This window comes from Nocardioides lianchengensis (assembly GCF_900101465.1).
Lineage (GTDB): Bacteria > Actinomycetota > Actinomycetes > Propionibacteriales > Nocardioidaceae > Nocardioides > Nocardioides lianchengensis.
In genome coordinates this window covers 69,267-93,304 of record NZ_FMZM01000006.1, presented here as the reverse complement: position 1 = coordinate 93,304, position 24,038 = coordinate 69,267, and the positions used below count along the sequence as shown (strand labels likewise).

Genomic DNA, 24,038 nt, shown 5'->3' with positions numbered 1-24,038 from the left:
CTCAACCACCGAACCCCGGTGGTTGAGGAGGTCGCGCAGCGACCGTCTCGAAACCCGGTGAGCCGACCCACCGCCCGGACCCAACGCCGGCGCTCGGGCTGCGGGGGTTTCGACACGGGACTTCGTCCCTGCTCAACCACCGGACCCCCGGTGGTGGAGGAGGTCGCAGCGACCGTGTCGAAACTCGGTGAGCCAAGACCCGGCATCGATCAAGGCCGACACCCGGCGCGACGGGTTTCGAGACGGGACTTCGTCCCTTCTCAACCACCGGGGTGGGCGGCCGGCGAGCCCGGGGTCGGGAAGAGATAGCGGACCACCGCGCTCTGTCCGAGGGTCCAGGTCCCGTTGAGCACCCAGTACGCCAGCAGCGCCACCGGTACGGCGCCCCCCGCGACCAGCAGCCCCAGCGCGGAGACGGCCGGCATCAGCTGCTGGACCCGCGCGACGGTCTCCGGGAGGTCGTCGGTGACCGTGTTCGGCGCGACCAGGTAGCGCTGCGTCACGAACGACAGCACCGCCGCGACGATCGCGAGCCCGGCCACCACGGCCAGGTGGGCCGGGCCGGCGCCGAGGTAGCCGCGCTCGGCGAGCGGTACGCCGAGCAGCGTGGCGGCGCCGAGCGAGGCGACCAGCCCGCCGTCCATCGCGCCCGCGCTCGTGCCGTCCGCGACGGTCGCGAGCAGGTGGTAGAGCCCGAGCCAGATCGGCAGCTGGAGGAGCACCGGCAGGCACCCGAGCCGGGACAGACCGTGCTCCGCGGACACCTCGCGCCGGGCGGCGGCGTGGGCCCGCAGGCTGTCCGGGTCGGTGCGGCCGCCGTACTGCTTCCGGAGCGCGCGGAGCTGCGGCCTCGCTCGGGATCCGGCGTGCGCCTGGCGGACGCCGTGGACGGTCAACGGCAGCAGGACCAGCCGGACGGCGACCACCACGGCGGCCAGGCAGAGCAGCCAGGTGGTGCCGGAGTCGGGATCGGTGCCGAGGGCGGTGAGGCCAGCGTGGGTGGCGGCGACGACGGCCGCCAGGGCGTGCGAGATCGGGTCGAGCAGGGACATGCGCGTGCTCCTGAGGAGAGGTGGGATGGGTGGCTGAGGAGGCTCAGCCACGTCCCGGAGCACGTGGACGGCGCGGGTGGGCGACGGGGTCGACGACCCGGCCGCGCAGCACGAGAGGGACGGCGTCGTCGCCGACCGCCACCGGACGCGCGACGCGCACGACCGGCAGCCCGCCGTACGACGCCACCGCGACGAGCGTGGCCAGCGCGAGCGCCACGACCGCGATCGTCGCGGCCCCGGGAGCCTCCGCCGTCGAGACCAGGACAGGCACCAGCAGGGCGAGCAGCGCCGCCAGCACCCGGGTCATGGCGCGATGCTACTCACCCGACCGCGCGGTCCCCCGTCCAGAACTGCGCGCGCAGCGCCTTCTTGTCCGGCTTGCCCAGCCCGGTCAGCGGGAGTGCGTCGGCCGCGATGACCTGCTTGGGCGCCTGCACCGAGCCCTTGCGGTCCTTCACCATCTGCTGGATCTCCGCGACCACCTCGTCGGTGAGCTCCCGCCCCTCGCGGAGGACGACGATCGCGGTGACCGCCTCGCCGAACTTCTCGTGCGGCGTCCCGATGACCCCCACCTGGGCGATCGCGGGGTGCTCGGCGACGACGTCCTCGACCTCGCGCGGGAAGACGTTGAAGCCCCCCGTCACGATCATGTCCTTGGTCCGGTCGACGATGTACCAGAAGCCGTCCTCGTCCTCGCGGGCCACGTCGCCGGTGTGCATCCAGCCGTCGCGGAACGTCTCGGCGGTGGCCTCGGGCAGGTTCCAGTAGCCGCCCGCGAGCAGCGGCCCGGCCACGCAGATCTCCCCCGGCTCGCCGACCGGGACCTGGTTCCCGTCCTCGTCGAGCAGCGCGGCCCGGATGAACGCCGACGGCCGACCGCAGGACGCCAGCCGGCGGTCGTCGCCGAGGTGGTCGTCCTTGGCCAGGTAGCTGATCACCATCGGTGCCTCGGACTGGCCGTAGTACTGCGCGAAGATCGGCCCGAACCGCTCGATGGCCTCCTTCAGCCGGACCGGGTTGATCGCCGACGCGCCGTAGTAGACGGTCTCCAGCGACGACAGGTCCCGGGTCTTCGAGTCCGGGTGGTCCATCAGCGCGTAGAGCATCGACGGGACCAGCATGGTCGCCGTGATCCGCTGCTCCTCGATGGTCCGCAGCACCTCGGCCGGGTCGAACTTGGCCAGCACGAACAGCGAGCCGCCCTTGATCACCGTCGGGACGAAGAACGCGGCCCCGGCGTGCGACAGCGGCGTGCACATGAGGAACCGCGGCGACTCCGGCCACTCCCACTCGGCCATCTGGATCCGGGTCATCTCCGACATGGCGCGGCTGGTGCCGATCACGCCCTTGGGCTTGCCCGTCGTACCGCCGGTGTAGGTGATCGAGACGATGTGGTCGGGCTCGAGGGTGACGGCCGCCAGCGGCTCCGGCTGGTACGACGCCGCCGCGGCGTTCAGGTCGTGCCCGACGTGGCTGAGCTCGTCGGGCACCGGCCCGATGGTCAGCACCTTCTCCAGCTTGGGGCACTTATCCAGCAGTCCGAGCGCCCGCTCCACGAACATCGGCACCGGGTCGATGGTGAGGGTGGTGATCTCGGCGTCGTTGATGACGTAGGCGTGGTCGTCCAGCGAGCCCAGCGGGTGCAGCGAGGTGCGCCGGTAGCCCTGGGTCTGGCCGGCGCCGATGATGAAGAGGACCTCGGGGCGGTTGAGCGCGAGCAGCGCGCCCGCCGTACCCCGTCCGGCGCCGAGCGACTCGAAGGCCTGGATGTACTGGCTGATCCGCGCGGCCGTCTCGCCGCCGGTGAGGGTGGTGTCGCCCAGGAACATCACCGGCTTCTCCCGGTGCCGCTTCAGCGCGGCGACCATCAGGTGGCCGTTGTGGGTCCCGGTCCGCATCTCGTCGGTCATGCCGCCGAGACTAGAACCTGTTCCAGTTCTGGTCTAGGACCTCTCCGCCAGCCGGATCGCGGCATGCAGCACGACCGCCGCCTCCTCCGGGTCCGCCGCGGCCCGCTCGGGGACCTGGCCGCCGAGCAGCGCCGCCGGCTGGGTCAACCAGGCCCAGACGTGCCAGGGGTCGGTCCCGGCCGCGAGCAGCGGCTCCAGGACCGGCACCAGCTCGGGCCGGGCCTCGCCGACGTCGGTCAGCTGGAAGGCCGGGACCAACGTGCGCTCGTCGGCCGCGACCAGCAGCAGCCGGTGCGCAGACGCGGCCTTGTGGACCGAGAACCTGGTCGCGTCGACCGTCGCACCGCATACCGCGGCCAGCGTCTCGTAGCTGAACCACGGGCTCGCCAGCAGCTGCTCGCGCACCCGCGCCCGCCGGGCCAGCTGCACGAGCGAGACGGGTACGGCGTGCTCCGGCTCCGAGCCGTCCTGCCGCAGCAGCCGCTCCAGCTCGGCCAGCTGGTCGTCGGTCATCGGCCGCCGGGTGCCCGGGTCGGTCCACACCGCCCGGCCGTCCGCGTCCCGGTCGAGCACCGGCAGCCCGGCCGCCGGCAGGTGCTCGGCCAGCCCCAGGCCCTCCAGCCAGGTCGCCAGCCGCTCGCCCCGCCCACCCTCGTCGCTCACCGCTCGATCATCTCGCACGCGGCCCGACGCCGCCCCGCGGGCCGTCGTTGCCGGATCGTGACCGTCGCGGGACAACCCGGACGGCCGGACGGGCGTCATTCCCTGCGTGAGCAAGCTCGGGCACGTCCTCGCCACCCTCCCCACCCTGGTCCTGCTGGCCGCCGTTGCCGCCTGCGCCGGCACGTCGGGGCCGGCGGCGTCCGACCCGACGCCCGCGGCGGCCCCCACCGCCGACGACGCCGCCCGGGCCTTCGTCGCGTACGCCGGGGGCGACGGGGCCGGCACCGACGTGCCGTGGGGCGACAGCGTCCGGTTCTCGATCGCCGGCGAGCAGGTCGCCCAGCTCAGCCCGGACTTCGCCGCCCGCCGCGAGGGCTGGGTCCGCTGCCCCGGAGCAGTGACCGAGTACGAGGGCCGGCGCTGCCCGGTCTCCGGACTCAACCCCGTCCGCGCGCTGATCCAGGAGGGCGGCCAGCCCCGCCTGGAGACCGACGCGCCGGAGACGGTCGGCTGCTCGACCTACCGGCTGCCCTGGGAGGGCGCCGGGACCGTCTGGATCCGGCCCGACGAGGACCACCGCGACTGCGTCACCGACTTCGCGATCGCCGTGGCCACCGACGGGGACGGCGCCATCGTCGCCGTCGACCTGGCCCTCAGCGGGCCGTGACGCAGGACGGCTCCGGGGTCCACCCCACGGGGAGGGCGCACCCCGGAGCCCGGGGACGGTCCGTCGCACACCCGGTCGCCCGTGGCGCCGCTCCCTCCAAGAAGAGTCACCACACCGAGATCGCCTGGACCGCCGCCCACCACGCTAGGTCGCCGCCCGGGCCCGGTCATCATCAAGATGAGGTACGTCGGCCCCGCAGGCGGCTGTCAGGCCAGCAGCTCCGCGACCTGCCGAACCTCCTCGGGCGAGCGGCAGCTGAGCATCAGCGTGGTCACGCCGGTCTCCTCCCACTGCGCGACCCGCTCCTTGACCTCGCCGGGCGTGCCGATGATGTGCATGTCGTCGACCAGCTCGTCGGGGATCAGCGCCGTGGCCTGGTCCTTCTGGCCGCTCAGGTAGAGCCTCTGCACCTCCGCGGCCAGGTCCTCGTAGCCCATCCGCACGAAGACCTGGTTGTGGAAGTTAGCCTCCTGAGCGCCCATGCCGCCCATGTACAGCGAGACCGACGGCTTGATCGCGTCGATCACCAGCTGCTTGACCTCGGCGCTGTCGACGATCTGCAGGTGGCAGGTGGCGGCGATCTCGAAGTCCGCGCGGGTACGACGTGCGTCCGGTCGGGCGAACCCCTCGTCGAGCCAGGGCTGGTACATCGCGGCCGACTTCGGCGTGTAGAAGATCGGGATCCAGCCGTCGGCGATCTCGGCGGTCTGCGCGACGTTCTTGGGCCCCTCGGCGCCGAGCCAGATCGGGATGTCGGGGCGCAGCGGGTGGGTGATCGGCTTCAGCGGCTTGCCGAGGCCGACCGAGCCCGGGCCGTCGTACGGGAGGGGGTAGTGGGGGCCGGCGTTGGTCACCGGCGCCTCGCGGGCCAGCACCTGCCGGATGATGTCGACGACCTCGCGGGTGCGGGCGAGCGGCTTGGCGAACGGCTGGCCGTACCAGCCCTCGACGACCTGCGGCCCGCTGACGCCCATGCCCAGCACGACCCGGCCACCGGTGAGGTGGTCGAGGGTCAGGGCGTGCATGGCGATCGAGGTCGGTGCGCGGCCCGACATCTGCACGATGGAGGTGCCGAGGCGGATCCGCGAGGTGCCCTTGCCCCACCAGGCGAGCGGTGTGAAGGCGTCGGAGCCCCACGCCTCGGCGGAGAAGATCGCGTCGAAGCCCGCCTCCTCGGCGGCGGCCACCAGCTCGCCGACGCCGGCCGGCGGCTGTGCGCCCCAGTAGCCCAGCTGCAGTCCCAGTTTCATGCCGACACCCTCTCAGAGACCTTGTGCGTTCGCTAGAACGTGTTCTACTTTGCCGGACATGGCTCGCACGCTCTCGGCGCCGGTGACGGTCGCCTTCGACTACACGCGCTCCACCGGACCCGTCGTGGGGAGGTTCCTCACCGGCCTGCGGGACGGGGTGGTCGTCGCGGGACGCACGTCCGACGGCCGGGTCGTCGTACCCCCGCCGGAGTTCGACCCGATCACCCACGAGGCGCTCACCGACTTCGTCGAGGTCGCGGCCACCGGCACGGTCAGCTCGTGGACCTGGGTCCCCGAGCCGGTGAAGGGTCAGCCCCTCGACCACCCGTTCGCGTTCGCGCTGGTCACCCTCGACGGGGCGGACACGCCGTTCCTGCACGCGCTCCACGTCACCTCGCCCGACGAGGTCTCGACCGGGATGCGGGTGCAGGTGCGCTGGCGCGGCGAGCGCACCGGCGCGGTCACCGACATCGAGGCCTTCGTGCCGTTGGCCGACGAGGACAGCGCCTCCCCCGCCGGCGGCGGGCTGCTGGAGGACCACCTGGTCACCGGCGTCGTCACGCCCGTCGAGCTCGACTACCTGTACGCCGCCTCGCCCGAGGAGTCGGCCTTCTACCGGGGCCTGGCCGAGGGCAAGATCCTCGGCCAGCGCTGCCCGGCCTGCCACAAGGTCTACGTCCCGCCGCGCAGCGCCTGCCCGGTCGACGGCGTCGCGACGACCGAGGAGGTCGAGCTCTCCGAGGTCGGCACGATCACCACCTTCTGCATCGTGAACGTCCCGTTCCTCGGCCAGAAGATCAAGCCGCCGTACGTCTCGGCGTACGTCCTGCTGGACGGTGCCGACATCGCGATCCTGCACCTGATCCTCGACATCCCGGCCGACGAGGTCCGGATGGGCATGCGGGTCAAGGCGGTCTGGAAGCCCCGCGAGGAGTGGGGCACCACGATCGAGAACATCAGCCACTTCAGTCCGACCGGCGACCCGGACGCGGACTACGACACCTACAAGCAGCACCTGTAAGGGGCGGGACATGCGTGACGTTGCGGTCGTCGGGTTCGCCCAGCGACAGATGGAGGAGTTCGACGGGTCGCCGACCTGCGTGGAGCTGCTCGTGCCGCTCTTCGAGGAGTGCTACGAGCAGACCGGGTGGACCCGCAAGGACGTCGGCTTCTGGTGCTCGGGGTCCTCGGACTACCTGGCCGGCCGGTCGTTCTCGTTCGTGCAGGCGGTCGACGCGATCGGCGTCATCCCGCCGGTCAACGAGTCCCACGTCGAGATGGACCTGGCCTGGGCGCTCTACGAGGCCTGGCTGAAGATCCAGACCGGCGAGGTCGACACAGCGCTGGTCTACGCGTTCGGCAAGAGCTCGGCCGGCGTGCTGCGCCGTACCCTCGCGCTCCAGCTGGAGCCCTACACGATGACGCCGCTGTGGCCCGACACCGTCAGCCTCGCCGGCTTGCAGGCCCGGGTCGGCCTCGACGCCGGCGCCTGGGACGAGCGGGCGATGGCCGAGGTGGTCAACCGCTCGCTCACCGCCGCCGAGAAGAACGAGTACGCCGTCCGCAAGGGCGGGTCGTCGGTCGAGGAGCTGCTGGCGCGCCCCCTGTACGCCGACCCGCTGCGCAAGCACGACTGCGCGCCCGTGACCGACGGCGCCGCGGCGATCGTGCTCGCCGCCGGCGACAAGGCCCGCGAGGTGTGCGACCGGCCCGCCTGGATCAGCGGCCTCGCGCACTACGTCGACCCGATGAGCATGGGCACCCGCGACCTCACCCGCTCCCCCTCGGCCGAGCGGGCGGCCGCCGCGGCCGGCACCGCCGGCGTCGAGGTGGCCGAGCTGCACGCGCCGTTCAGCCACCAGGAGCTGATCCTGCGCCGCGAGCTCGGGCTCGGCGACGACGTCGCGATCAACCCGTCGGGCGGCGCGCTCTCCGGCAACCCGATGTTCTCCGCCGGCGGCATCCGGATCGGCGAGGCCGCCAAGAAGATCTGGTCCGGCGAGGCCGGCCGCACGCTGGGCCACGCCACGAGCGGCCCGGCCCTCCAGCAGAACCTCGTGTGCGTCCTCGACGCCGAGCAGAAGGGGGCCTGAGATGGCCAAGCAGCCTGCTGCCGTCGTCGGCATCGGTCAGACCCACCACCGCGCGAAGCGCGAGGACGTCTCGATGGCCGGCCTGTGCCGCGAGGCCATCGACCGGGCGCTCCTCGACGCCGGCATGACCCTGGACGACATCGACGCGATCGTGGTCGGCAAGGCTCCCGACCTGTTCGAGGGCGTGATGATGCCCGAGCTCTTCCTGGCCGAGTCGCTCGGCGCGGCCGGCAAGCCGCTGCTCCGCGTGCACACCGCCGGCTCGGTCGGAGGCTCGACCGCCATCGTCGCCTCGTCGCTCGTCCAGGCCGGTGTGCACAAGCGGGTGCTCACGGTGGCCTACGAGAAGCAGTCGGAGTCCAACGCGATGTGGGCCCTGTCGGTGCCGGTGCCGTTCAACATGCCGGTGCACGCCGGTGCGGGTGGCTACTTCGCCCCGCACGTGCGCTCCTACATCCGCCGCTCCGGCGCACCCACGCACATCGGCGCGATCGTGGCCGCCAAGGACCGCAACAACGCGCTGCGCAACCCCTACGCCCACCTGCACAACGAGGGCACCACCGTGGAGTCGGTGCTGGCCTCGCAGATGCTCTGGGACCCGATCCGGTACGACGAGACCTGCCCCTCCTCCGACGGCGCCTGCGCGCTGGTCATCGTGGACGAGGACACCGCGAAGGCCTCGCCCAACCCCGCCTGGATCCACGGCACCGTGATGCGCTCCGAGGCCACCTCGGCCGCCGAGCGCGACCAGGTCAACCCGCAGGCGTCCCGCGACGCCGCCGCCGCACTGTGGAAGCAGGCCGGGATCACCAGCCCGATCGACGAGATCGACGCGGCCGAGATCTACGTGCCGTTCTCCTGGTTCGAGCCGATGTGGCTGGAGAGCCTCGGCTTCGCCGACGCGAACGGCGGCGGCTGGCGGCTGACGGAGTCCGGCGGCACCGCCATGGACGGCAAGATCCCGGTCAACTGCTCAGGCGGCGTGCTGTCGTCGAACCCGATCGGCGCCTCGGGGATGCTCCGCTTCGGCGAGGCCGCCCTGCAGGTGCGTGGCGCGGCCGGCGAGCACCAGGTCGACGGCGCGCGCAAGGCCCTGGGCCACGCCTACGGCGGTGGCTCGCAGTTCTTCGCGATGTGGGTCGTCGGCGCGGACAAGCCGACGAACTGACCCGCTCGCGGACCGGGGGACGGTCTCCGGCCGGCGCGATCTGGGAGGGCGTGCCGGCCGGGCACCACCGCGGCCCGCCGTACGTTGGAACGAGCATGAGCGAGCTGATCCGCACCAACGACGTCGCGTTGATCTCGGTGGTCGAGGCACTCCTGCAGGACGCCGACATCCCCTGCCACGTCGCGGACCGGCACGCGAGTCTCCTCGAGGGCAGCCTCAACTTCCTCCAGATGCGGGTCCTGGTCCCCGACGAGCGGGAGGCCGAGGCGCGCGAGCTGTTGACCGACGCCGACCTCGGTCAGTGGCTGAAGCCCGGCCGTTCGCCCGCGGCGAACGGCCAGCCGTCGCCGGCCGCGGACGTCTAGGGTCGGTCCATGGGTGACGTCGTCGCATTTCCGGCCCCGCAGGCTCCCGAGCCGTCCCGCCCCGAGCCGCTGTGGCGCGAGGCCGTCGGCCACGAGCTGCGCTCCGAGCGCCAGCAGGCCGGCCGGACCCTCACCGACGTGGCCGAGCAGTCGGGCGTCTCGATGCAGTACCTCTCCGAGGTCGAGCGCGGCCTGAAGGAGCCCAGCTCCGAGATCCTCGGCGCCGTCGCCGGCGCCCTCGGCCTGCGGCTCGTCGACCTGACGGCGCGGGTCACGCGCTCGATCGGGCGGATGTCCGGGCCGGTCTGCCTCGCGGCCTGACTCGGCGAGCGCAGCCGCCGGATCCGCCAGACTCGTCCTCGCGAGCACAGCGGCCGACACCTCGCGCCGATCGGACGCTGCGCCTGAATCGTTCACCTAGCCTCTCGTACTCACGGCAGCGCAGGCGTCGCCGACCGTCGAGAGACGCCAGATGGCTGTTCCCCGCGCCTCATTACAGCCATCTGGCGTCACTCGACGATGGATGCGGCACCCCGGGTGGGACGTCGCGAGCTCAGTAGCCCGGGAACACCCGGCGCAGATCGTCGAGGCTGACGTCTCCGGTGACGCTCACACCCCCGTCGTACGGCGCGCGCAGCCGGCCGGTGAGCAGCCGCAGCACGGCCTCCTGCGGACCGTCGAAGGTCGCCGTCGCCTCCACCGGCTCGGTCGTCACCGTCACGGCGTCGGTGATCACGATCGCCCCGCCGGGCACCGCGACCGTGGCCGGCTCGGCCAGCTGGTCGGCCTTGCCGGAGAAGCCGAGCAGGAACCCGAGGTCGCCCGCGAAGAGCTCCAGCAGCACCTCCGCCGCAGCCCCGTCGACCGTCGCCGCCCGGTCCAGCCCGACCTTGACGTCCCACGCGTGCGCGGCGACCTCGTTGAGGCGCATGCCGACCGCGACCACCAGCGGCACCGGGGCGGGCAGGAACCCCATGTCGACGCTGATGCTCCCCTTCTGCTCGGGGGTGAGCGCCGCGAGGGTCTCCAGGTAGCGCGCGTCGTGGCGGACGTACGCCTCGGCCTGCTCGCGGGGCGTCGAGCCGTCCCAGCGGGCCCAGACCGACTGGTTGTCCTCCTCGTCGAACGGCTGGCCGGAGGCGGCGGCCACCGGCTTGCGGCTGATCTCCGCCCCGCTGCCGAGGTGGGACAGCACCTGAGCGACGGTCCACTCGGACGCGCCGCTCGGGCCGGCGAGCTGCTCGTCGGTCAGCGTCGGCACCAGCAGGGCCAGGTCGTCGTGGTGCGCGCGCAGCGAGGCGATCGCGCGGTCGAGGAGAAGGGTCATGCCAGCGACGGTAGCGCTCGTGGCGGGCCTCGGAAGTTGTTGAGTGCCTGGCGTGCTCAGGGCGTGGCCGTCGCAAGGCGCCGGCGCGCCGCCGTACTGGCTCGTCCAGCAAGCGTCGGCAACGCCGCGAGGGGCGCGTCCTGGGTGCGCGAGGTGCTCAAGAACTTCTGACGCGCGCCACTAGCTTGCGGCTGTCGAGGACGCCGTCCGCGACGCCGTAGGCCACCGCCTCCGGGGCGGTGAGCACCAGGTCGCGCTCGGTGTCCTCGCGCAGCCGCTCCAGCTCCTGTCCGGTGTGCCGGACCAGGATCTGCTCCATCTCCGAGCGCAGCCGGACGATCTCCTTGGCCTGGAGGGCCAGGTCGGGCAGGGTGCCCTGCCCGCCGCCCGACGGCTGGTGCAGGACGACGCGCGCGTGCGGCAGCACCATCCGCCGGCCAGGGTCCCCCGCGGCCAGCAGCACCGCGGCCGACGAGCCGGCCTGGCCGATGCAGGTGGTCCCGACAGGCGGCCGGACGAACTGCATCGTGTCGTAGACCGCGAGCATCGCGGTGACCGAGCCACCGGGGCTGTTGAGGTAGAGGTTGATCGGCGCCTCGGGGTTCTCCGACTCCAGGTGCAGCAGCTGCGCGATCACCACGTTGGCGACGCCGTCGTCGATCTCGGTGCCGACGTAGACGATCCGGTCGGACAGGAGCCGGCTGTAGATGTCGACGGCGCGCTCGCCACCGCGCACGGTCTTCTCGACCACGCTGGGGATCGTGTAGGAGCTCATCGGCTCAGCCCGATCCGCTGGGACGGGTACGACGGGGTCACGTCGGCCACGTCGGTGAGGATCGCGTCGACGAAGCCGTAGTCCAGGGCCTGCTGCGCGGTGAACCACCGGTCCCGCAGCGCGTCCCGCTCCACCTTCTCGACCGGCTGGCCGGTGTGCTCGGCGATCAGGCCGATCATCACGTTCTTGGTGTGCTCCAGGTTCTCGGCCTGGATCTCGATGTCGATGGCCGTGCCACCGATCCCGGCCGAGCCCTGGTGCAGCAGCACCCGGCTGTGCGGAAGGGCGAAGCGCTTGCCCGGCGTACCGGCCGAGAGCAGGAACTGGCCCATGCTCGCCGCCAGCCCCATGGCCAGCGTGCTGACGTCGTTGGGGATCAGCCGCATGGTGTCGTAGATGGCCAGGCCGGCCGAGACCGAGCCGCCGGGGCTGTTGATGTAGAGGCTGATGTCGCGCCGCGGATCCTCGGCCGAGAGCAGCAGCAGCTCGGCGCACAGGCGGTTGGCGATCTCGTCGTCGACCTGCTGGCCGAGGACGAGGATCCGTTGGTGGAGCAGCCGGTCGGCCGCCGAGGGTGAGAGCGTCGTGGTCATGGAGCCAGCGTGGTCCGGCGTACGGCGCCACCCCAGCGATTCTGCTGCCGGCGGTTCTGCCCTGGGCAGATCCGCCGCCTAGGCTGGCCGGGTGATCGAGCTCCGCACCCCCGCCCAGATCGAGCAGATGCGCCCCGCCGGGCGCTTCGTCGCCGACGTCATCACCCGCCTCGCCGAGGTCGCCGACGTGGGCGTCAACCTGCTCGAGCTGGACGCGGTCGCGCACGAGATGATCCGGGAGCGCGGCGCGGAGTCCTGCTACATCGACTACCACCCGTCGTTCGGGGCCTCGCCCTTCGGCAAGGTGCTGTGCACGTCGGTGAACGACGCGGTGCTGCACGGCCTCCCGCACGACTACGTGCTGCAGGACGGCGACCTGCTCAGCGTCGACTTCGCGGCCAGCGTCGACGGCTGGGTCTCCGACTCGGCGCTCAGCGTCGTCGTCGGTACGCCGCGCCAGGAGGACCTCGACCTGATCGCGACCACCGGCCGCGCCCTCGAGGCCGGGATCGCCGCCGCGACCGTCGGCAACAAGGTCGGCGACATCTCCGCGGCCATCGCCGGCGTGGCCCGGGAGGCCGGCCTGGCGATCAACACCCAGTTCGGCGGGCACGGCGTGGGCCGGACGATGCACGGCGACCCGCACATCCCGAACGACGGCCGCGCCGGCCGGGGCTTCAAGCTCCAGGCCGGGCTGGTGATCGCCATCGAGCCGTGGTTCCTGCACACCACCGACGAGATCTACACCGACCCCGACGGCTGGACGCTGCGCAGCGCCGACCGCTCCCGGGGCGCCCACATGGAGCACACCGTGGCGATCACCCCGGACGGTCCGCAGGTGCTGACCGCCCGGGGCTGAGCCCGTCGTACGACGGGGTCAGGCGCCGTACTGGACCTGCAGGTCCTTGATGCCGTTGACCCAGGAGTGGCGCAGCCGCGCGGCCGGGGCCAGCCGGGTGATGTCGGGCGCGTAGTCGGCCAGCGCGTCGAAGATCACCTTGATCTCCTGGCGGGCCAGGTTGGCACCCAGGCAGTAGTGGTTGCCATGCCCGCCGAAGCCGAGCTGCGGGTTGGTCTCGCGGGTGATGTCGAACCTGAACGGGTCCTCGAAGACCGTCTCGTCGAAGTTCGCGCTCGCGTAGAACAGCGCCGCGCGCTGGCCCTTCTTGAACTGCACCCCGCCGAGCTCGACGTCGTGGAGGGCCGTGCGCTGGAAGACCGTCACCGGCGTCGCCCACCGGACGACCTCGTCGATCATGGTCGCCGGACGGTCCCGCTTCCAGATCTCCCACTGCTCGGGGTGGTCGAAGAAGGCGTTCATGCCGTGGGTGATCGCGTTGCGGGTGGTCTCGTTGCCCGCGACCGCCAGCAGGATCACGAAGTAGCCGAACTCGTCGTCGGTCAGGCCCCGCTCGCCCTTGTGGGCGTTGATCAGCTTGGTGATCAGGTCGTCGCGCGGGTTGGCCTGCCGCTCGGCGGCCAGCATCATCGCGTAGCCGAGGATCTCGGCGGCCGCGACGTCGTTGGCGCCCTCGTAGTCGGGGTCCTCGCCCGCGAGCATCAGGTTGGACCACTCGAAGAGCTTGTGACGGTCCTCCATCGGGACACCCAGCAGGTCGGCGATGGCCTGCAGCGGCAGCTCGGCGGCGACGTCCTCGACGAAGTTGCCGGTGCCCTTGGCCACCGAGTCCTGGACGATCTGCGCGGCCCGCTTGATCATCGTCTCCTCGAGCTCGTTGATCGAGCGGGGCGTGAAGCCGCGGGAGATGATCTGACGGGTGGTGGCGTGCTCGGGTGGGTCCTGGTTGATCAGGATGACCCGCTGGAGCTCGATCTGGTCGCGCGACATCTCGCCGGGGAAGCGGATGATCGCGCCGTTCTCGGCGGTGGACCAGTTCTTGCTGTCCTTGGAGATCGCGGCGACGTCCTCGTGCCGTGTGACGGCGTAGTAGCCGGTCCCGGACTCCGGGGCGAAGCCGCTGCGCCAGAGCTGGTCCTGCTCGATCCAGATGATGGGCTCGTTCTGCCGTGCAGCCCGGAACTCGTCGTGCGGGATGCCCCGCTGGTTCACGTCCGGGTCGGTGAAGTCGAACCCCTCGGGGAGGACATCGGTAGCAGTCACGTGCGTTCCTTCGGTCGACGAGAGGTGGAACAGGTTCTAGTGGCCCAGGTTACATACTCTCGGTACGTCCTGCCAAGCACCCTTGTCGAAGAACGAGAACCTGTTCTACTTTCTGATCCATGGGCACCCCTGTGATCATCGACGCGGTCCGCACTCCCCTCGGCAAGCGGAAGGGCTGGCTGGCCGGCGTGCACCCCGCCGTCCTCATCGGCCACGCGATGCGCGAGGTCCTGGCCCGCTCGGGCCTCGACTCCGAGCTGGTCGACCAGGTGGTCGCCGGCTGCGTCACGCAGGCGGGTGAGCAGTCCAACGGGATGGCCCGCCGAGCGTGGCTGCACGCCGGCCTCGCCCAGCACACCGCCGGCACCATGGTCGACGCCCAGTGCGGGTCCGGCCAGCAGGCCGCCCACCTGGTCAACGACATGATCACCGCCGGCACGATCGACATCGGCATCGCCGCCGGCGTCGAGGCGATGACCCGGATCCCGCTGGGCGCGAACGTGCCGCTCGGCACCGGCGACCCGCGCCCCGACGACTGGTCGATCGACATGCCCAACCAGTTCGAGGCGGCCGACCGGATCGCCAAGAACCGGGGCCTGTCGCGGGCCGACCTCGAGGCGTTCGGCCTGGCATCGCAGCAGAAGGCCCGCGTCGCCGTCGACGAGGGTCGGTTCAAGCGCGAGATCGTGCCTCTCGAGGCGCCGGTGCTCGGCGAGGACGGCGCCCCGACCGGGTCCACCCGAGTGGTCGACACCGACCAGGGCCTGCGCAACACGACGCTCGAGGGCCTGGGCGGGCTCCGCACCGTGCTCCCCGACGGCCTCCACACCGCCGGCACGTCCTCGCAGATCTCGGACGGCGCGTCCGCCGTACTCATCATGGACTCCGACCGCGCCGCCGCGCTCGGCCTGAAGCCCCGCGCCCGGATCGTCAGCCACTGCCTGGTCGGCTCCGACCCCTACTACCACCTCGACGGCCCGATCGACGCGACGCAGCGGATCCTCGACCGCACCGGCATGGCGATCTCCGACTTCGACCTCTTCGAGGTCAACGAGGCCTTCGCCTCCGTCGTCCTCTCCTGGGCCGGCCAGCACCACGTCGACCTCGACAAGGTCAACGTCAACGGCGGCGCCATCGCCCTCGGCCACCCCGTCGGCTCCACCGGCACCCGCCTGATCACCACCGCGCTCCACGAGCTCGAGCGCCGCGATGCCTCCACCGCCCTCATCTCGATGTGCGCCGGCGGTGCCATGGCGACCGGGACGGTCATCGAGCGGATCTGAGGGGTCGGGCGGGGTCCACGTGAGTTTCATCGGCTAGCCGATGAAACTCATCCCGGGACGATGAACCTTTGTCGTCCAGGGACGAGCCTCGCGGAACCGCCTATCCACAGATGCCCCGGAGCGCCCCCGATCGGCCGTCCGGGCAGGCAGCCTGTCCGCCATGCCCGACATCCCGTTCGACCAGCACGGCATCCTGCTGCGCCGTGCGGCGATCCGCGCCGGGTACGACGACAACTGGCTCAACCGCATGCTGAGGGCCGGAGCCGTCGTCCGGATCCGGCACGGCGCCTACGCCGATCCGTCGGTGTGGGCGCACCTCACCGCTGCGGAACGTCACGTCGTACTCAGCAGAGCAGTCCTCGAGCAGTACGACGACCGCGTCGCGCTCTCGCACGCGAGCGCGCACCTGCTGCGGGGCGGGCCGGACTGGGGACTCGACCTGAGCACGGTCAACCTCACGAACCTGTTCGGGCGCGGTGACCGGACCCAAGCGGGCATCACCCACCACCACGGGACCGTTCGGGTCGGCGACATCACGCGTCACGAGCCCCACTGGATCACCTCGCCGGGCCGGACCGCGGTCGAGACAGCGGCCGCCGCCGAGCACGTCGCCGCGGTTTGCGTCCTCGACTGGACACTTCAGCAGAAGCTCGCGACCCAGGAGGAGCTCACGGCGTACGCGGAGACGCACATGCGCGAGTGGCCGGGCAGCATCGGGCTTCCCCGTGCGGTCGCGAGAGCCGACGGGCGCTCGGAGTCTGTCGGCGAGACTCGGACGCGTCTGAATTTGAACGACCACCACATCGCGACCGAACCGCAGTGGAAGATCCTCCACTCGTCCGGACGCGTGGCCGGGCTGGTCGACGCGCTCCTCCCCGACCTGGGCGTCATGGTCGAGTTCGACGGCGCGGTGAAGTACGGCCGGCTCCTGAAGCCCGGTCAGACCATCTCCGACGTGATTCGCGCCGAGCGCGCCCGCGAGTTGCTGCTGGAGGAGCTCACCGGCCTGAGGATGGTGCGCTTCGTCTGGGCCGACCTGGACCGCCCCGACCGCATGGCGGAGCGCGTCCGCCGGGTGGCCGAACAGCGTCGAGCTAGCTGACCCCGCGAAGCTCACGCCGGGACGACAAAGGTTCGTCGTCCCGGCGTGAGTTTCATCGGCCAGCCGATGAACCTTTACGGCCGCCCGGCAACCCACCACCACGAACCTCACGCCCGGACGACGAAGCTTCATCGTCCCGCCGTGAGTTTCATCGGCCAGCCGATGAACCTTTGCGGCGGCGGCGACGACCCCTCACGCCCCGTACACCGGCTCCGGGGCAGGCGCGTCGGCGAGCAGCCGCCGGAGGGCGGGGCCCACGTCGGGGGCCGACCAGCGGGCGCCGAGATCGCGGGCGGGGCCGTGGGACCAGCCGTTCTCGACGGTGATCTTCCCGCCCTCGATCTCGATGACGCGACCGGTGACGTCCCCGGCCTCGACGGAGGCCAGCCAGGCGACGATCGGGGAGTTGTCCTCGGGCAGGGCCATGGCGGAGGTGTCGAACGCACCCTCGGTCATCCGGGTGCGGGCGACCGGCGCGATCGCGTTGACGGTGACGCCGTACCGGCCCAGCTCCTGGGCGGCGACCAGGGTGAGGCCGGCGATGCCGGCCTTGGCGGCGGAGTACGTCGCCTGCCCGACCGAGCCCTGCAGCCCGGCGCCCGACGACGTGTTGATGACCCGCGCCGAGCGCTCACGTCCGGACTTGGACTCCGTGCGCCAGTAGGCGCCCGCGTGGCGCAGCGGGGCGAAGTGGCCCTTGAGGTGCACCCGGACGACGGCGTCCCACTCCTCCTCGGAGGTGTTCACCAGCATCCGGTCGCGGACGAACCCGGCGTTGTTGACCAGGACGTCGAGGCCGCCGAAGGTGTCGATGGCCTGGCGCACCATGTCCGAGGCCGCCTCGAAGTCCGCGACGTCGGCGCGGTTCACCACCGCCTGGCCACCGGCGGCCTCGATCTCGGCGACCACGGACTCGGCCGGGGTCTCCCCCGTGTCCTCGCCGGCCAGCGAGACGCCGTAGTCGTTGACGACCACCGCCGCCCCGTGCCGGGCCAGCTCCAGCGCGTGGGCGCGGCCGATGCCGCGGCCGGCTCCGGTGACGATCGCGACGCGACCCTCCAACAAGCTCATGACAGTCCCTTCTGCACCAACAGGAAGGCGGGCGTCTCTCCCCCGCCGTGACAGGCGACGCTCGCCCCGGAGACGTACGACGCGAGGTCGCTGGCCAGGAAGGCGGCGACGTGGCCGACCTCCTCGGGCCGGGCCATCCGCCCGAGCGGGATGGTCCGCTCGATGGTGGCGACCGAGGCGTCGTCGCCGTAGTGATCGTCGGTCTGCTCGGTCCGGCAGAGGCCGACGTCGATCGCGTTCACGCGCACCCGCGGCGCCCACTCCATGGCCAGCGAGGCGGTCAGCGAGTCGAGCCCGGCCTTGGCGGCGGCGTACGCCGCGATCGTCGGCGCCGGCCGGCTCGCCGAGATCGACGAGATGTTGACGATCGTGCCGCCGGAGTCCTGCTGCTGCATCACCGCGTTCGCGGCCTGCGCCACCAGCAGCGGCGCGAGCAGGTTGAGCCCGACGATCCTCTCGTGGAATCGCGGGGAGGCCGTGGCCGCGTCGACGGCCGGCGCTCCCCCGGCGTTGTTGACCAGGACGTCGAGCCGGTCGAGCGACGCCACCAGCGCCTGCACCGACTCGGGGTCCCGCACGTCGCAGACCCGGTGAGTGGTGCCCGGCACGGGCTCGACCTCCGAGCGGGAGCAGGTCACGACGGTCGCGCCGGCGGCCTGGAGTGCCCGCGTGATGCCGAGCCCGATGCCCCGCGCCCCGCCGGTGACGAGCGCGACGCGACCGGTGAGATCCAGGACGAGCGACATGCTGCAACCGTACCAAGCAAATGTTAGGTTGGCACTCATGGCGATCACCTCCGACCTGCGTGACGACGGCATCCGCGTGGTCACGATGGAGCACCCCCCGGTCAACGCCCTCACCGTCCAGGGCTGGTACGACGTCGCCGCGGCCCTCGACGAGGCGGCCACGGACCTGGACACCAAGGTGGTCGTGCTCCGGGCCGAGGGCCGCGGGTTCAACGCGGGCGTCGACATCAAGGAGATGCAGCACACGACCGGCTTCGACGCCCTGATCGGCGCCAACAAGGGCTGCTTCGCCGCCTTCAAGGCCGTCTACGAGTGCGCGGTCCCGGTCGTCGCGGCGGTCAACGGCTTCTGCCTCGGCGGTGGGGTCGGCCTGGTCGGCAACGCCGACTGCGTGGTGGCCAGCGACGACGCGTTCTTCGGCGTACCCGAGGTCAAGCAGGGCGCGCTCGGCGCGGCCACCCACATGGCCCGACTGGTCCCCCAGCACATGATGCGCACCCTCTACTTCACCGCCCGCACCATCAAGGCGCAGGACCTCGTGCAGTTCGGCTCGGTCCTCGAGGTGGTCCCCCGGGCCGAGCTCGACGACGCGGCCCTGCGGGTCGCGACCGACATCGCGGCCCACGACACGCGGGTCATCCGGGCGGCCAAGGAGTGCCTCAACGGCATCGACCCGATCGACGTCAACAAGAGCTACCGGTTCGAGCAGGGCTTCACGATGGAGCTCAACCTCGCCGGCGTCAGCGACGAGCTGCGCGACCAGTTCGCGGGAACGGACAAGGCCAAGCGATGAGCAAGGGACCCCGCGACAAGCGGATGAGCATCGACGACGTCGTCGGCGAGCTGCGCAGCGGCATGACCATCGGCATCGGCGGCTGGGGGCCGCGGCGCAAGCCGATGGCGCTGGTGCGCGCGATCCTCAACAGCGACCTGACCGACCTGACGATCGTCAGCTGGGGCGGTGCCGACGTCGGCCTGCTCGCCCGGGCCGGGAAGATCCGCCGGCTGGTCTACGCCTTCGTCAGCCTCGACTCGGTGCCGCTGGAGCCCAGCTTCCAGAAGGCCCGCCAGGAGGGCACGATCCCCGAGGTCGTCGAGCTCGACGAGGGCATGTTCCAGACCGGCCTGCGCGCGGCGGCCCAGCGGCTGCCGTTCCTGCCCATGCGCGCCGGGCTCGGCTCCGACGTCCTGGTCAACAACCCGTGGATCAAGACCGTCGAGAGCCCGTACGACGAGGGCCACGGCCACGAGGATCTGGTCGCCGTGCCGGCGCTGCGCCTCGACGTCGCCCTGGTCCACCTCAACCGGGCCGACCGGCACGGCAACGCGACGTACCTCGGTCCGGACCCCTACTTCGACGACCTGTTCGCGATGGCGGCCGAGAGGACCTACCTGTCCGTCGAGCAGGTCGTCGACACCGCCGGCCTGACCGTCGACACCCCGGTGCAGCGGCTGCTGCTGAGCCGGATGCTGGTCGACGGGGTCGTCGAGACGCCGAACGGCGCGCACTTCACGACCTGCACGCCCGACTACGAGCGGGACGAGAGGTTCCAGCGGGCCTACGCGAAGGCCGCGTCCGGCAGCGACGAGGACTGGACCGCCTTCGAGCAGCGGTTCCTGGCCGGTGACGAGGCGGCCTACCAGGCGGCCGTCCGCGAGTTCCAGGAGGAGCAGGCATGAGCATCACCCGCGCGGACGTGTGCGCGGCGGCGATCGCCGACGCCTTCGCCGACGACGGCGAGATCTTCGCCAGCCCGATGGGGCTGCTGCCGATGCTCGGGGTCCGGCTGGCCCGGCTGACCAGCAACCCCGACCTGGTGATCTCCGACGGCGAGTCGCTCTTCCTGGCCGGCACGCCGCCGCTGTTCGCGAAGGCCGACGTCGTGGAGGGCTGGATCCCGTTCCGCAAGGTCTTCGACGTGGTCGCGAACGGCCCCCGCCACGTGATGATGGGTGCCACGCAGGTCGACCGGCACGGCAACCAGAACATCTCCGCCATCGGCGACTTCGACCGACCGAAGCGCCAGCTGCTGGGCTCGCGCGGCGCGCCCGGCAACACCGTCAACAACCGGACGTCGTACTGGGTCCCGAAGCACTCCTCGCGGGTGTTCGTGGAGCAGGTCGACATCGTCTCCGGCGTCGGCCCGGCCCGGGCGAAGGCGGCCGGGCCGGCGGCGGCCCGCTTCAACGACATCCACCGCGTCGTGAGCAACCTCGCCGTGCTCGACGTCGGCGGCCCGGACGACACGGTGCGACTGCTCAGCGTGCACCCGGGCGTGACCGTCGACGAGGTCCGCGAGGCGACCGGCTTCGAGCTCGACGTCCCCGCCGACGTCCCCACCACGCGCGAGCCCACGCCGGAGGAGCAGGTGATCATCCGCGAGGTGCTCGACCCGAAGGGGCTGCGCTTCAAGGAGGTCCCCCAGGATGCTTGAGCAGCTGCTCCGCACCCCGCTCACCGACCTGGTCGGCGTCCGCCACCCGGTCGTGCAGACCGGGATGGGCTGGGTCGCCGGCCCGCGCCTCGTCAGCGGTACGGCGAACGCCGGCGGGCTCGGCATCCTGGCCAGTGCGACGATGACCCTCGAGGAGCTCGAGAACGCCATCGTCGAGGTGAAGGGCCGCACGGAGCAGCCGTTCGGCGTCAACCTGCGTGCCGACGCGGGCGACGCGCCCGCCCGCTGCCAGCTCCTCATCGACCACGGCGTGAAGGTGGCGTCGTTCGCCCTGGCACCCAAGCCCGAGCTGATCGCCCGGCTCAAGGAGCACGACATCGTCGTGATCCCGAGCGTGGGCCTGCCCAAGCACGCGAAGAAGGTCGCCTCCTGGGGCGCCGACGCGGTGATGATCCAGGGCGGTGAGGGCGGTGGGCACACCGGCTCCACCCCGACCACGCTGCTACTGCCCTCGGTGCTCGACGCGGTCGACATCCCCGTCATCGCCGCCGGTGGCTTCTTCGACGGCCGGGGCCTCGCGGCCGCCCTGTCGTACGGCGCCGCCGGCATCGGCATGGGCACCCGCTTCCTGCTGACCCGCGACTCCGCCGTACCGGACGCGGTCAAGGAGCTCTACCTCTCCCACGACCTGACCGGCACCGTCGTCACCGCCAAGGTCGACGGCATGCCGCACCGGATGCTGCGCACGAAGCTGGTCGAGGAGATCGAGGAGACCAGCGCCCTGAAGCGCCTCGGGCCGACCGTGCGCCGGACCCTGGAGTTCAAGCGGGACAGCGAGATGTCCTGGGCCGCGCTGCTGAAGGACGGCCGCGCGATGAAGAAGGCCCAGGGCCGCTCGCTGGCCCAGATGGCGCTGGCGGCCAACACCCCGACGATGCTCAGGGCCGGCCTGGTCGAGGGCGACACCACCGCGGGCGTGCTCGCCTCCGGCCAGGTGGTCGGCGTGCTCGACGACCTGCCGAGCTGCGCCGAGCTGATCGAGCGGGTGGTCACCCGGGCCGTCGAGGAGCTGCGCCGCGGCGCGTCGTACGTCGTGTAGGTCTCAGCGGTCGACCGAACCCTGGAACACCAGCTCCCGCCCCAGCACCCGGTAGCCCAGCAGCTCATTGACGCCGATCATCCGGCCGTTGGACTCCGCGTTCCAGGTGTCGACGGTCTCGACCCGGGGGTGCTCCTCGGCGAGCCAGCGGAGCATCTCGAGCTTGAGCAGCAGCCCGAGCCGGTGACCGCGGTGGGCGGCGACGACGGAGGTGTCGTGCTGCTCGGCCAGGGTCGGGCGCTCGCCGTCGACCGCGACCACGCTCTGCCCGGCCAGGGCGCCGGTGGCGGTCTCGCGGGCCACCACGCGGAGCAGCACCTGCCCACGGGCGAGCTGAGCGTCCTCGTAGGCCCGGACCCGCTCGGGCGGGAAGACGTTGTCCTCGATGTCGAGGTCGTCGGTCGGGGCGTCGTTGATGGCCGCGGTCATCTCGGCCAGCGCGGGCAGCTCGGCGTCGTCGCTGCGGCCGGACATCCGCACCAGCTCGTAGCCGGCCGCGTACGGCCGGGCCTCGTCGTACGCCGTGTCGAGGGCGACGCGATCGAGCTCGCCGAGCGACTGGCGTCGGTTCACCTCGACCGCCTTCCGGGCCAGCCCCTGCGCCGTCGCGAACCCGACCGTGGCCGGGGAGTCCCAGCCGGCGATGCCGATGGAGGTGCGGCCCTGCGCACGCGCGCGGTCCCGCAGCGCGGTGAAGACGGTGGTCCCGTGTCCCCGACGCCGGTGGCCGGGGTGCACCTGCACGCCGACCCAGGCCAGGTGGAGGTTGTCGTACTCACTGGTCTCGTACGTCGCGGTCGCCACCGCGACGCCGTCGACGCGAGCGAGGAAGCCGACCTCCGGCTCGCCGTCCCAGCCGTGCCGCAGCTGGCCGGCCGCCTCGTGCGGGGTGAGCGGATGCTCCCACGGGGCGTCGGCGGCGCGGACGGCGTTCGAGACCGCGACGTACGCCTCGACGGTCGCGTCGTCGTCGGGGTCGACCTGCTCGAGCCTCACCTCCCGAGCATGACTCCGAGCGTTCACCCGCGCACCTGATTAACGGCACCTCCAGCGGGAACGCGCCCGGTATGACCGGCCTCTCCCGCCGCGCCACCCTCGGCGCCGGCTCGTCGCTGCTGCTCGCCCAGGGTCTCGGCTCCGCCACCGGCGCGATCGCCGACCACGGCCCGGCGCCGCGGCCGGGCGCCCGGCGCCGCTCGCGGATCAGCCGCGGCACCCGGCTCGTGCACGCCGACCTGCACAACCACACCCTGATGTCGGACGGCGACGGCGACCCGGCGCGAGCGTTCGCCTCGATGCGCAGCGCGGGCCTCGACGTGGCCGCGCTGACCGACCACGCCACCCTGAGCGAGCACCTGCTCGGCGACGTGCTGGCCGGGCTGCTGCCACCGGAGTACCGCGACGTCGCCGGCCTGACCCGCTCGGACTGGGCGCGGACCAAGCGGCTGGCCGACCAGGCGGACCAGGACGGCCGCTTCACCGCGCTCCGGGGCTTCGAGTGGTCCGAGCCGCTGATCGGGCACGTCAACGTCTGGTTCACCGAGCACTACGTGGACGTCCTGCAGGCGGGGCTGATGCAGCCGCTCCTCGAGTGGCTGCGCCGCGAGCCCGGCCTGGTCCTCGACGGCGGCGCCGGCGGCCTCGCCGGGTTCAACCACCCGGGCCGCGAGCCGGGCCGGTTCCAGGAGTTCCACTACGACCCACGAGTACGACGCCAGGTGGTCTCGCTGGAGATGTTCAACCGCGGCGACGACTACCTCTTCGAGGGGTACGCCGACGGCCGCACCTCCCCGCTCGTGGCCTGCCTGAACGCCGGCTGGCGCACGGGGATCACGGGCGTGACCGACGAGCACGGCACCGACTGGGGCCACCCGGAGGGCAAGGGCCGCACCGGTCTCTGGGTCGCCGAGCACAGCCGGGCCGGCGTGAAGCGGGCGATGCTGCAGCGGCGGTTCTTCGCGACCCGCACGTCCGGGCTGCGGGTCGACGCGACCGCGCGGACGCCGGGCGGCCGCTGGGTGCGGATGGGCGGCCGACTGCCGATGCGTCGCGGCGTCGTCACGATCCGGCTCGACCTGGCCCGCGACCCGTCCTGGGTCGGACGGCCGCTGACCGTGCAGGTGCTCCGGCCGGGCCGCGCCGTACCGGAGGTGGTGCGGGTGAAGGAGTTCGAGGTCGGCCCGGTGGTCCGGCTCCGGGTGCGGGTCGACGAGGCCGACGGGGACTGGCTGCTGCTGCGGATCGCCGACCCGACGCAGCCCAACGCCACGCCCGGACCCGCGGGGCACCCCGGCAACGACCTGGGGGTGGCCTACACCAGTCCGTGGTGGATCGCGCCGCAGCGCACCTGACGGCT

Annotated in this window: 26 protein-coding genes; 14 read left to right on the top strand and 12 right to left on the bottom strand. The window is 72.1% G+C overall.

What is annotated here, in order from left to right:
- Positions 1–260: 260 nt before the first annotated feature.
- Genes yidC through BLT76_RS12130 form a run of 4 tightly spaced genes read right to left on the bottom strand, consistent with a single transcriptional unit; the run spans position 261 to position 3,625 of the window.
- On the bottom strand, positions 261–1,052 hold the full coding sequence (gene yidC, locus BLT76_RS12145; RefSeq protein ID WP_090855975.1) for a membrane protein insertase YidC: 792 nt from the start codon (positions 1,050–1,052) through the stop codon (positions 261–263).
- Between the two features lie 43 nt (positions 1,053–1,095).
- A complete protein-coding gene (locus BLT76_RS12140; RefSeq protein WP_090855969.1) occupies positions 1,096–1,359 on the bottom strand; it encodes a hypothetical protein in 264 nt (87 codons plus the stop codon).
- A gap of 13 nt (positions 1,360–1,372) precedes the next feature.
- On the bottom strand, positions 1,373–2,962 hold the full coding sequence (fadD8, locus tag BLT76_RS12135) for a fatty-acid--CoA ligase FadD8 (RefSeq protein ID WP_090855966.1): 1,590 nt from the start codon (positions 2,960–2,962) through the stop codon (positions 1,373–1,375).
- Positions 2,963–2,995: 33 nt separating this feature from the next.
- Positions 2,996–3,625, bottom strand: a complete 630-nt coding sequence (locus tag BLT76_RS12130; protein WP_090855964.1) for a hypothetical protein — start codon at positions 3,623–3,625, stop codon at positions 2,996–2,998.
- Between the two features lie 106 nt (positions 3,626–3,731).
- Here BLT76_RS12130 and BLT76_RS12125 point away from each other — a divergent pair, with 106 nt between their 5' ends.
- Positions 3,732–4,292 (top strand): hypothetical protein, encoded by a 561-nt coding sequence (locus tag BLT76_RS12125; protein ID WP_090855961.1) that lies wholly within the window; start codon positions 3,732–3,734, stop codon positions 4,290–4,292.
- Positions 4,293–4,498: 206 nt separating this feature from the next.
- Here the strand turns inward: BLT76_RS12125 and BLT76_RS12120 are convergent, their stop codons facing one another.
- Complete coding sequence (locus BLT76_RS12120) at positions 4,499–5,542, bottom strand: LLM class F420-dependent oxidoreductase (protein ID WP_090855958.1); 1,044 nt, start codon at positions 5,540–5,542, stop codon at positions 4,499–4,501.
- A 58-nt stretch (positions 5,543–5,600) separates the two neighbouring features.
- On the opposite strand from BLT76_RS12120, the gene BLT76_RS12115 reads away from it, so the two are divergent.
- The 5 genes from BLT76_RS12115 (at position 5,601) to BLT76_RS12095 (ending at position 9,489) form a co-directional block, all read left to right on the top strand.
- Entirely contained in the window at positions 5,601–6,563 is a 963-nt protein-coding gene (locus BLT76_RS12115; protein WP_090855956.1) for a Zn-ribbon domain-containing OB-fold protein, read from the top strand.
- A 10-nt stretch (positions 6,564–6,573) separates the two neighbouring features.
- Positions 6,574–7,635, top strand: coding sequence for a thiolase domain-containing protein (locus tag BLT76_RS12110; RefSeq protein ID WP_090855953.1), 1,062 nt, complete (start codon positions 6,574–6,576; stop codon positions 7,633–7,635).
- A gap of 1 nt (position 7,636) precedes the next feature.
- Entirely contained in the window at positions 7,637–8,803 is a 1,167-nt protein-coding gene (locus BLT76_RS12105; RefSeq protein ID WP_090855951.1) for a thiolase domain-containing protein, read from the top strand.
- Between the two features lie 95 nt (positions 8,804–8,898).
- Complete coding sequence (locus tag BLT76_RS12100) at positions 8,899–9,168, top strand: putative signal transducing protein (RefSeq protein WP_090855948.1); 270 nt, start codon at positions 8,899–8,901, stop codon at positions 9,166–9,168.
- A 9-nt stretch (positions 9,169–9,177) separates the two neighbouring features.
- Positions 9,178–9,489, top strand: a complete 312-nt coding sequence (locus BLT76_RS12095; protein ID WP_090855945.1) for a helix-turn-helix domain-containing protein — start codon at positions 9,178–9,180, stop codon at positions 9,487–9,489.
- Between the two features lie 232 nt (positions 9,490–9,721).
- Here BLT76_RS12095 and BLT76_RS12090 read toward each other — a convergent pair whose 3' ends face one another.
- The 3 genes from BLT76_RS12090 to BLT76_RS12080 form a co-directional block, all read right to left on the bottom strand.
- Positions 9,722–10,495, bottom strand: coding sequence for a maleylpyruvate isomerase family mycothiol-dependent enzyme (locus tag BLT76_RS12090; protein ID WP_090855943.1), 774 nt, complete (start codon positions 10,493–10,495; stop codon positions 9,722–9,724).
- A 157-nt stretch (positions 10,496–10,652) separates the two neighbouring features.
- Entirely contained in the window at positions 10,653–11,270 is a 618-nt protein-coding gene (locus BLT76_RS12085; protein WP_090855940.1) for a ClpP family protease, read from the bottom strand.
- Positions 11,267–11,863, bottom strand: coding sequence for a ClpP family protease (locus tag BLT76_RS12080; protein WP_090855937.1), 597 nt, complete (start codon positions 11,861–11,863; stop codon positions 11,267–11,269). The genes BLT76_RS12085 and BLT76_RS12080 overlap by 4 nt, the downstream gene beginning before the upstream one ends.
- 91 nt (positions 11,864–11,954) lie before the next feature.
- On the opposite strand from BLT76_RS12080, the gene map reads away from it, so the two are divergent.
- Complete coding sequence (map, locus tag BLT76_RS12075) at positions 11,955–12,722, top strand: type I methionyl aminopeptidase (protein WP_090855934.1); 768 nt, start codon at positions 11,955–11,957, stop codon at positions 12,720–12,722.
- Positions 12,723–12,740: 18 nt separating this feature from the next.
- Here map and BLT76_RS12070 read toward each other — a convergent pair whose 3' ends face one another.
- Complete coding sequence (locus BLT76_RS12070) at positions 12,741–13,985, bottom strand: cytochrome P450 (protein ID WP_090855932.1); 1,245 nt, start codon at positions 13,983–13,985, stop codon at positions 12,741–12,743.
- Between the two features lie 119 nt (positions 13,986–14,104).
- On the opposite strand from BLT76_RS12070, the gene BLT76_RS12065 reads away from it, so the two are divergent.
- Positions 14,105–15,268 carry a steroid 3-ketoacyl-CoA thiolase gene (locus BLT76_RS12065; protein ID WP_090855926.1) on the top strand — a complete coding sequence of 388 codons (1,164 nt, stop codon included), beginning with the start codon at positions 14,105–14,107 and terminating at the stop codon, positions 15,266–15,268.
- A gap of 160 nt (positions 15,269–15,428) precedes the next feature.
- Positions 15,429–16,370 carry a type IV toxin-antitoxin system AbiEi family antitoxin domain-containing protein gene (locus BLT76_RS12060; protein WP_090855923.1) on the top strand — a complete coding sequence of 314 codons (942 nt, stop codon included), beginning with the start codon at positions 15,429–15,431 and terminating at the stop codon, positions 16,368–16,370.
- Positions 16,371–16,562: 192 nt separating this feature from the next.
- Here the strand turns inward: BLT76_RS12060 and BLT76_RS12055 are convergent, their stop codons facing one another.
- Both BLT76_RS12055 and BLT76_RS12050 read right to left on the bottom strand, forming a co-directional pair.
- A complete protein-coding gene (locus BLT76_RS12055) occupies positions 16,563–17,441 on the bottom strand; it encodes an SDR family oxidoreductase (protein ID WP_090855920.1) in 879 nt (292 codons plus the stop codon).
- Complete coding sequence (locus tag BLT76_RS12050) at positions 17,438–18,187, bottom strand: SDR family oxidoreductase (RefSeq protein WP_090855917.1); 750 nt, start codon at positions 18,185–18,187, stop codon at positions 17,438–17,440. Before BLT76_RS12050 ends, BLT76_RS12055 begins: the two co-directional genes overlap by 4 nt.
- Positions 18,188–18,224: 37 nt before the next feature.
- On the opposite strand from BLT76_RS12050, the gene BLT76_RS12045 reads away from it, so the two are divergent.
- From BLT76_RS12045 to BLT76_RS12030, 4 genes are read left to right on the top strand one after another with little or no spacing between them, the layout of a single operon-like run.
- A complete protein-coding gene (locus BLT76_RS12045; RefSeq protein WP_090855914.1) occupies positions 18,225–18,980 on the top strand; it encodes an enoyl-CoA hydratase family protein in 756 nt (251 codons plus the stop codon).
- A complete protein-coding gene (locus BLT76_RS12040; RefSeq protein ID WP_090855911.1) occupies positions 18,977–19,867 on the top strand; it encodes a CoA transferase subunit A in 891 nt (296 codons plus the stop codon). Before BLT76_RS12045 ends, BLT76_RS12040 begins: the two co-directional genes overlap by 4 nt.
- A complete protein-coding gene (locus tag BLT76_RS12035) occupies positions 19,864–20,622 on the top strand; it encodes a CoA-transferase subunit beta (RefSeq protein WP_090855908.1) in 759 nt (252 codons plus the stop codon). Before BLT76_RS12040 ends, BLT76_RS12035 begins: the two co-directional genes overlap by 4 nt.
- Complete coding sequence (locus BLT76_RS12030) at positions 20,615–21,682, top strand: NAD(P)H-dependent flavin oxidoreductase (RefSeq protein WP_090855905.1); 1,068 nt, start codon at positions 20,615–20,617, stop codon at positions 21,680–21,682. Before BLT76_RS12035 ends, BLT76_RS12030 begins: the two co-directional genes overlap by 8 nt.
- A gap of 3 nt (positions 21,683–21,685) precedes the next feature.
- Here BLT76_RS12030 and BLT76_RS12025 read toward each other — a convergent pair whose 3' ends face one another.
- Positions 21,686–22,678 (bottom strand): GNAT family N-acetyltransferase, encoded by a 993-nt coding sequence (locus tag BLT76_RS12025; protein WP_170867033.1) that lies wholly within the window; start codon positions 22,676–22,678, stop codon positions 21,686–21,688.
- Positions 22,679–22,749: 71 nt separating this feature from the next.
- Here BLT76_RS12025 and BLT76_RS12020 point away from each other — a divergent pair, with 71 nt between their 5' ends.
- Positions 22,750–24,033 (top strand): CehA/McbA family metallohydrolase domain-containing protein, encoded by a 1,284-nt coding sequence (locus BLT76_RS12020; protein WP_090855899.1) that lies wholly within the window; start codon positions 22,750–22,752, stop codon positions 24,031–24,033.
- Positions 24,034–24,038 lie beyond the last annotated feature (5 nt).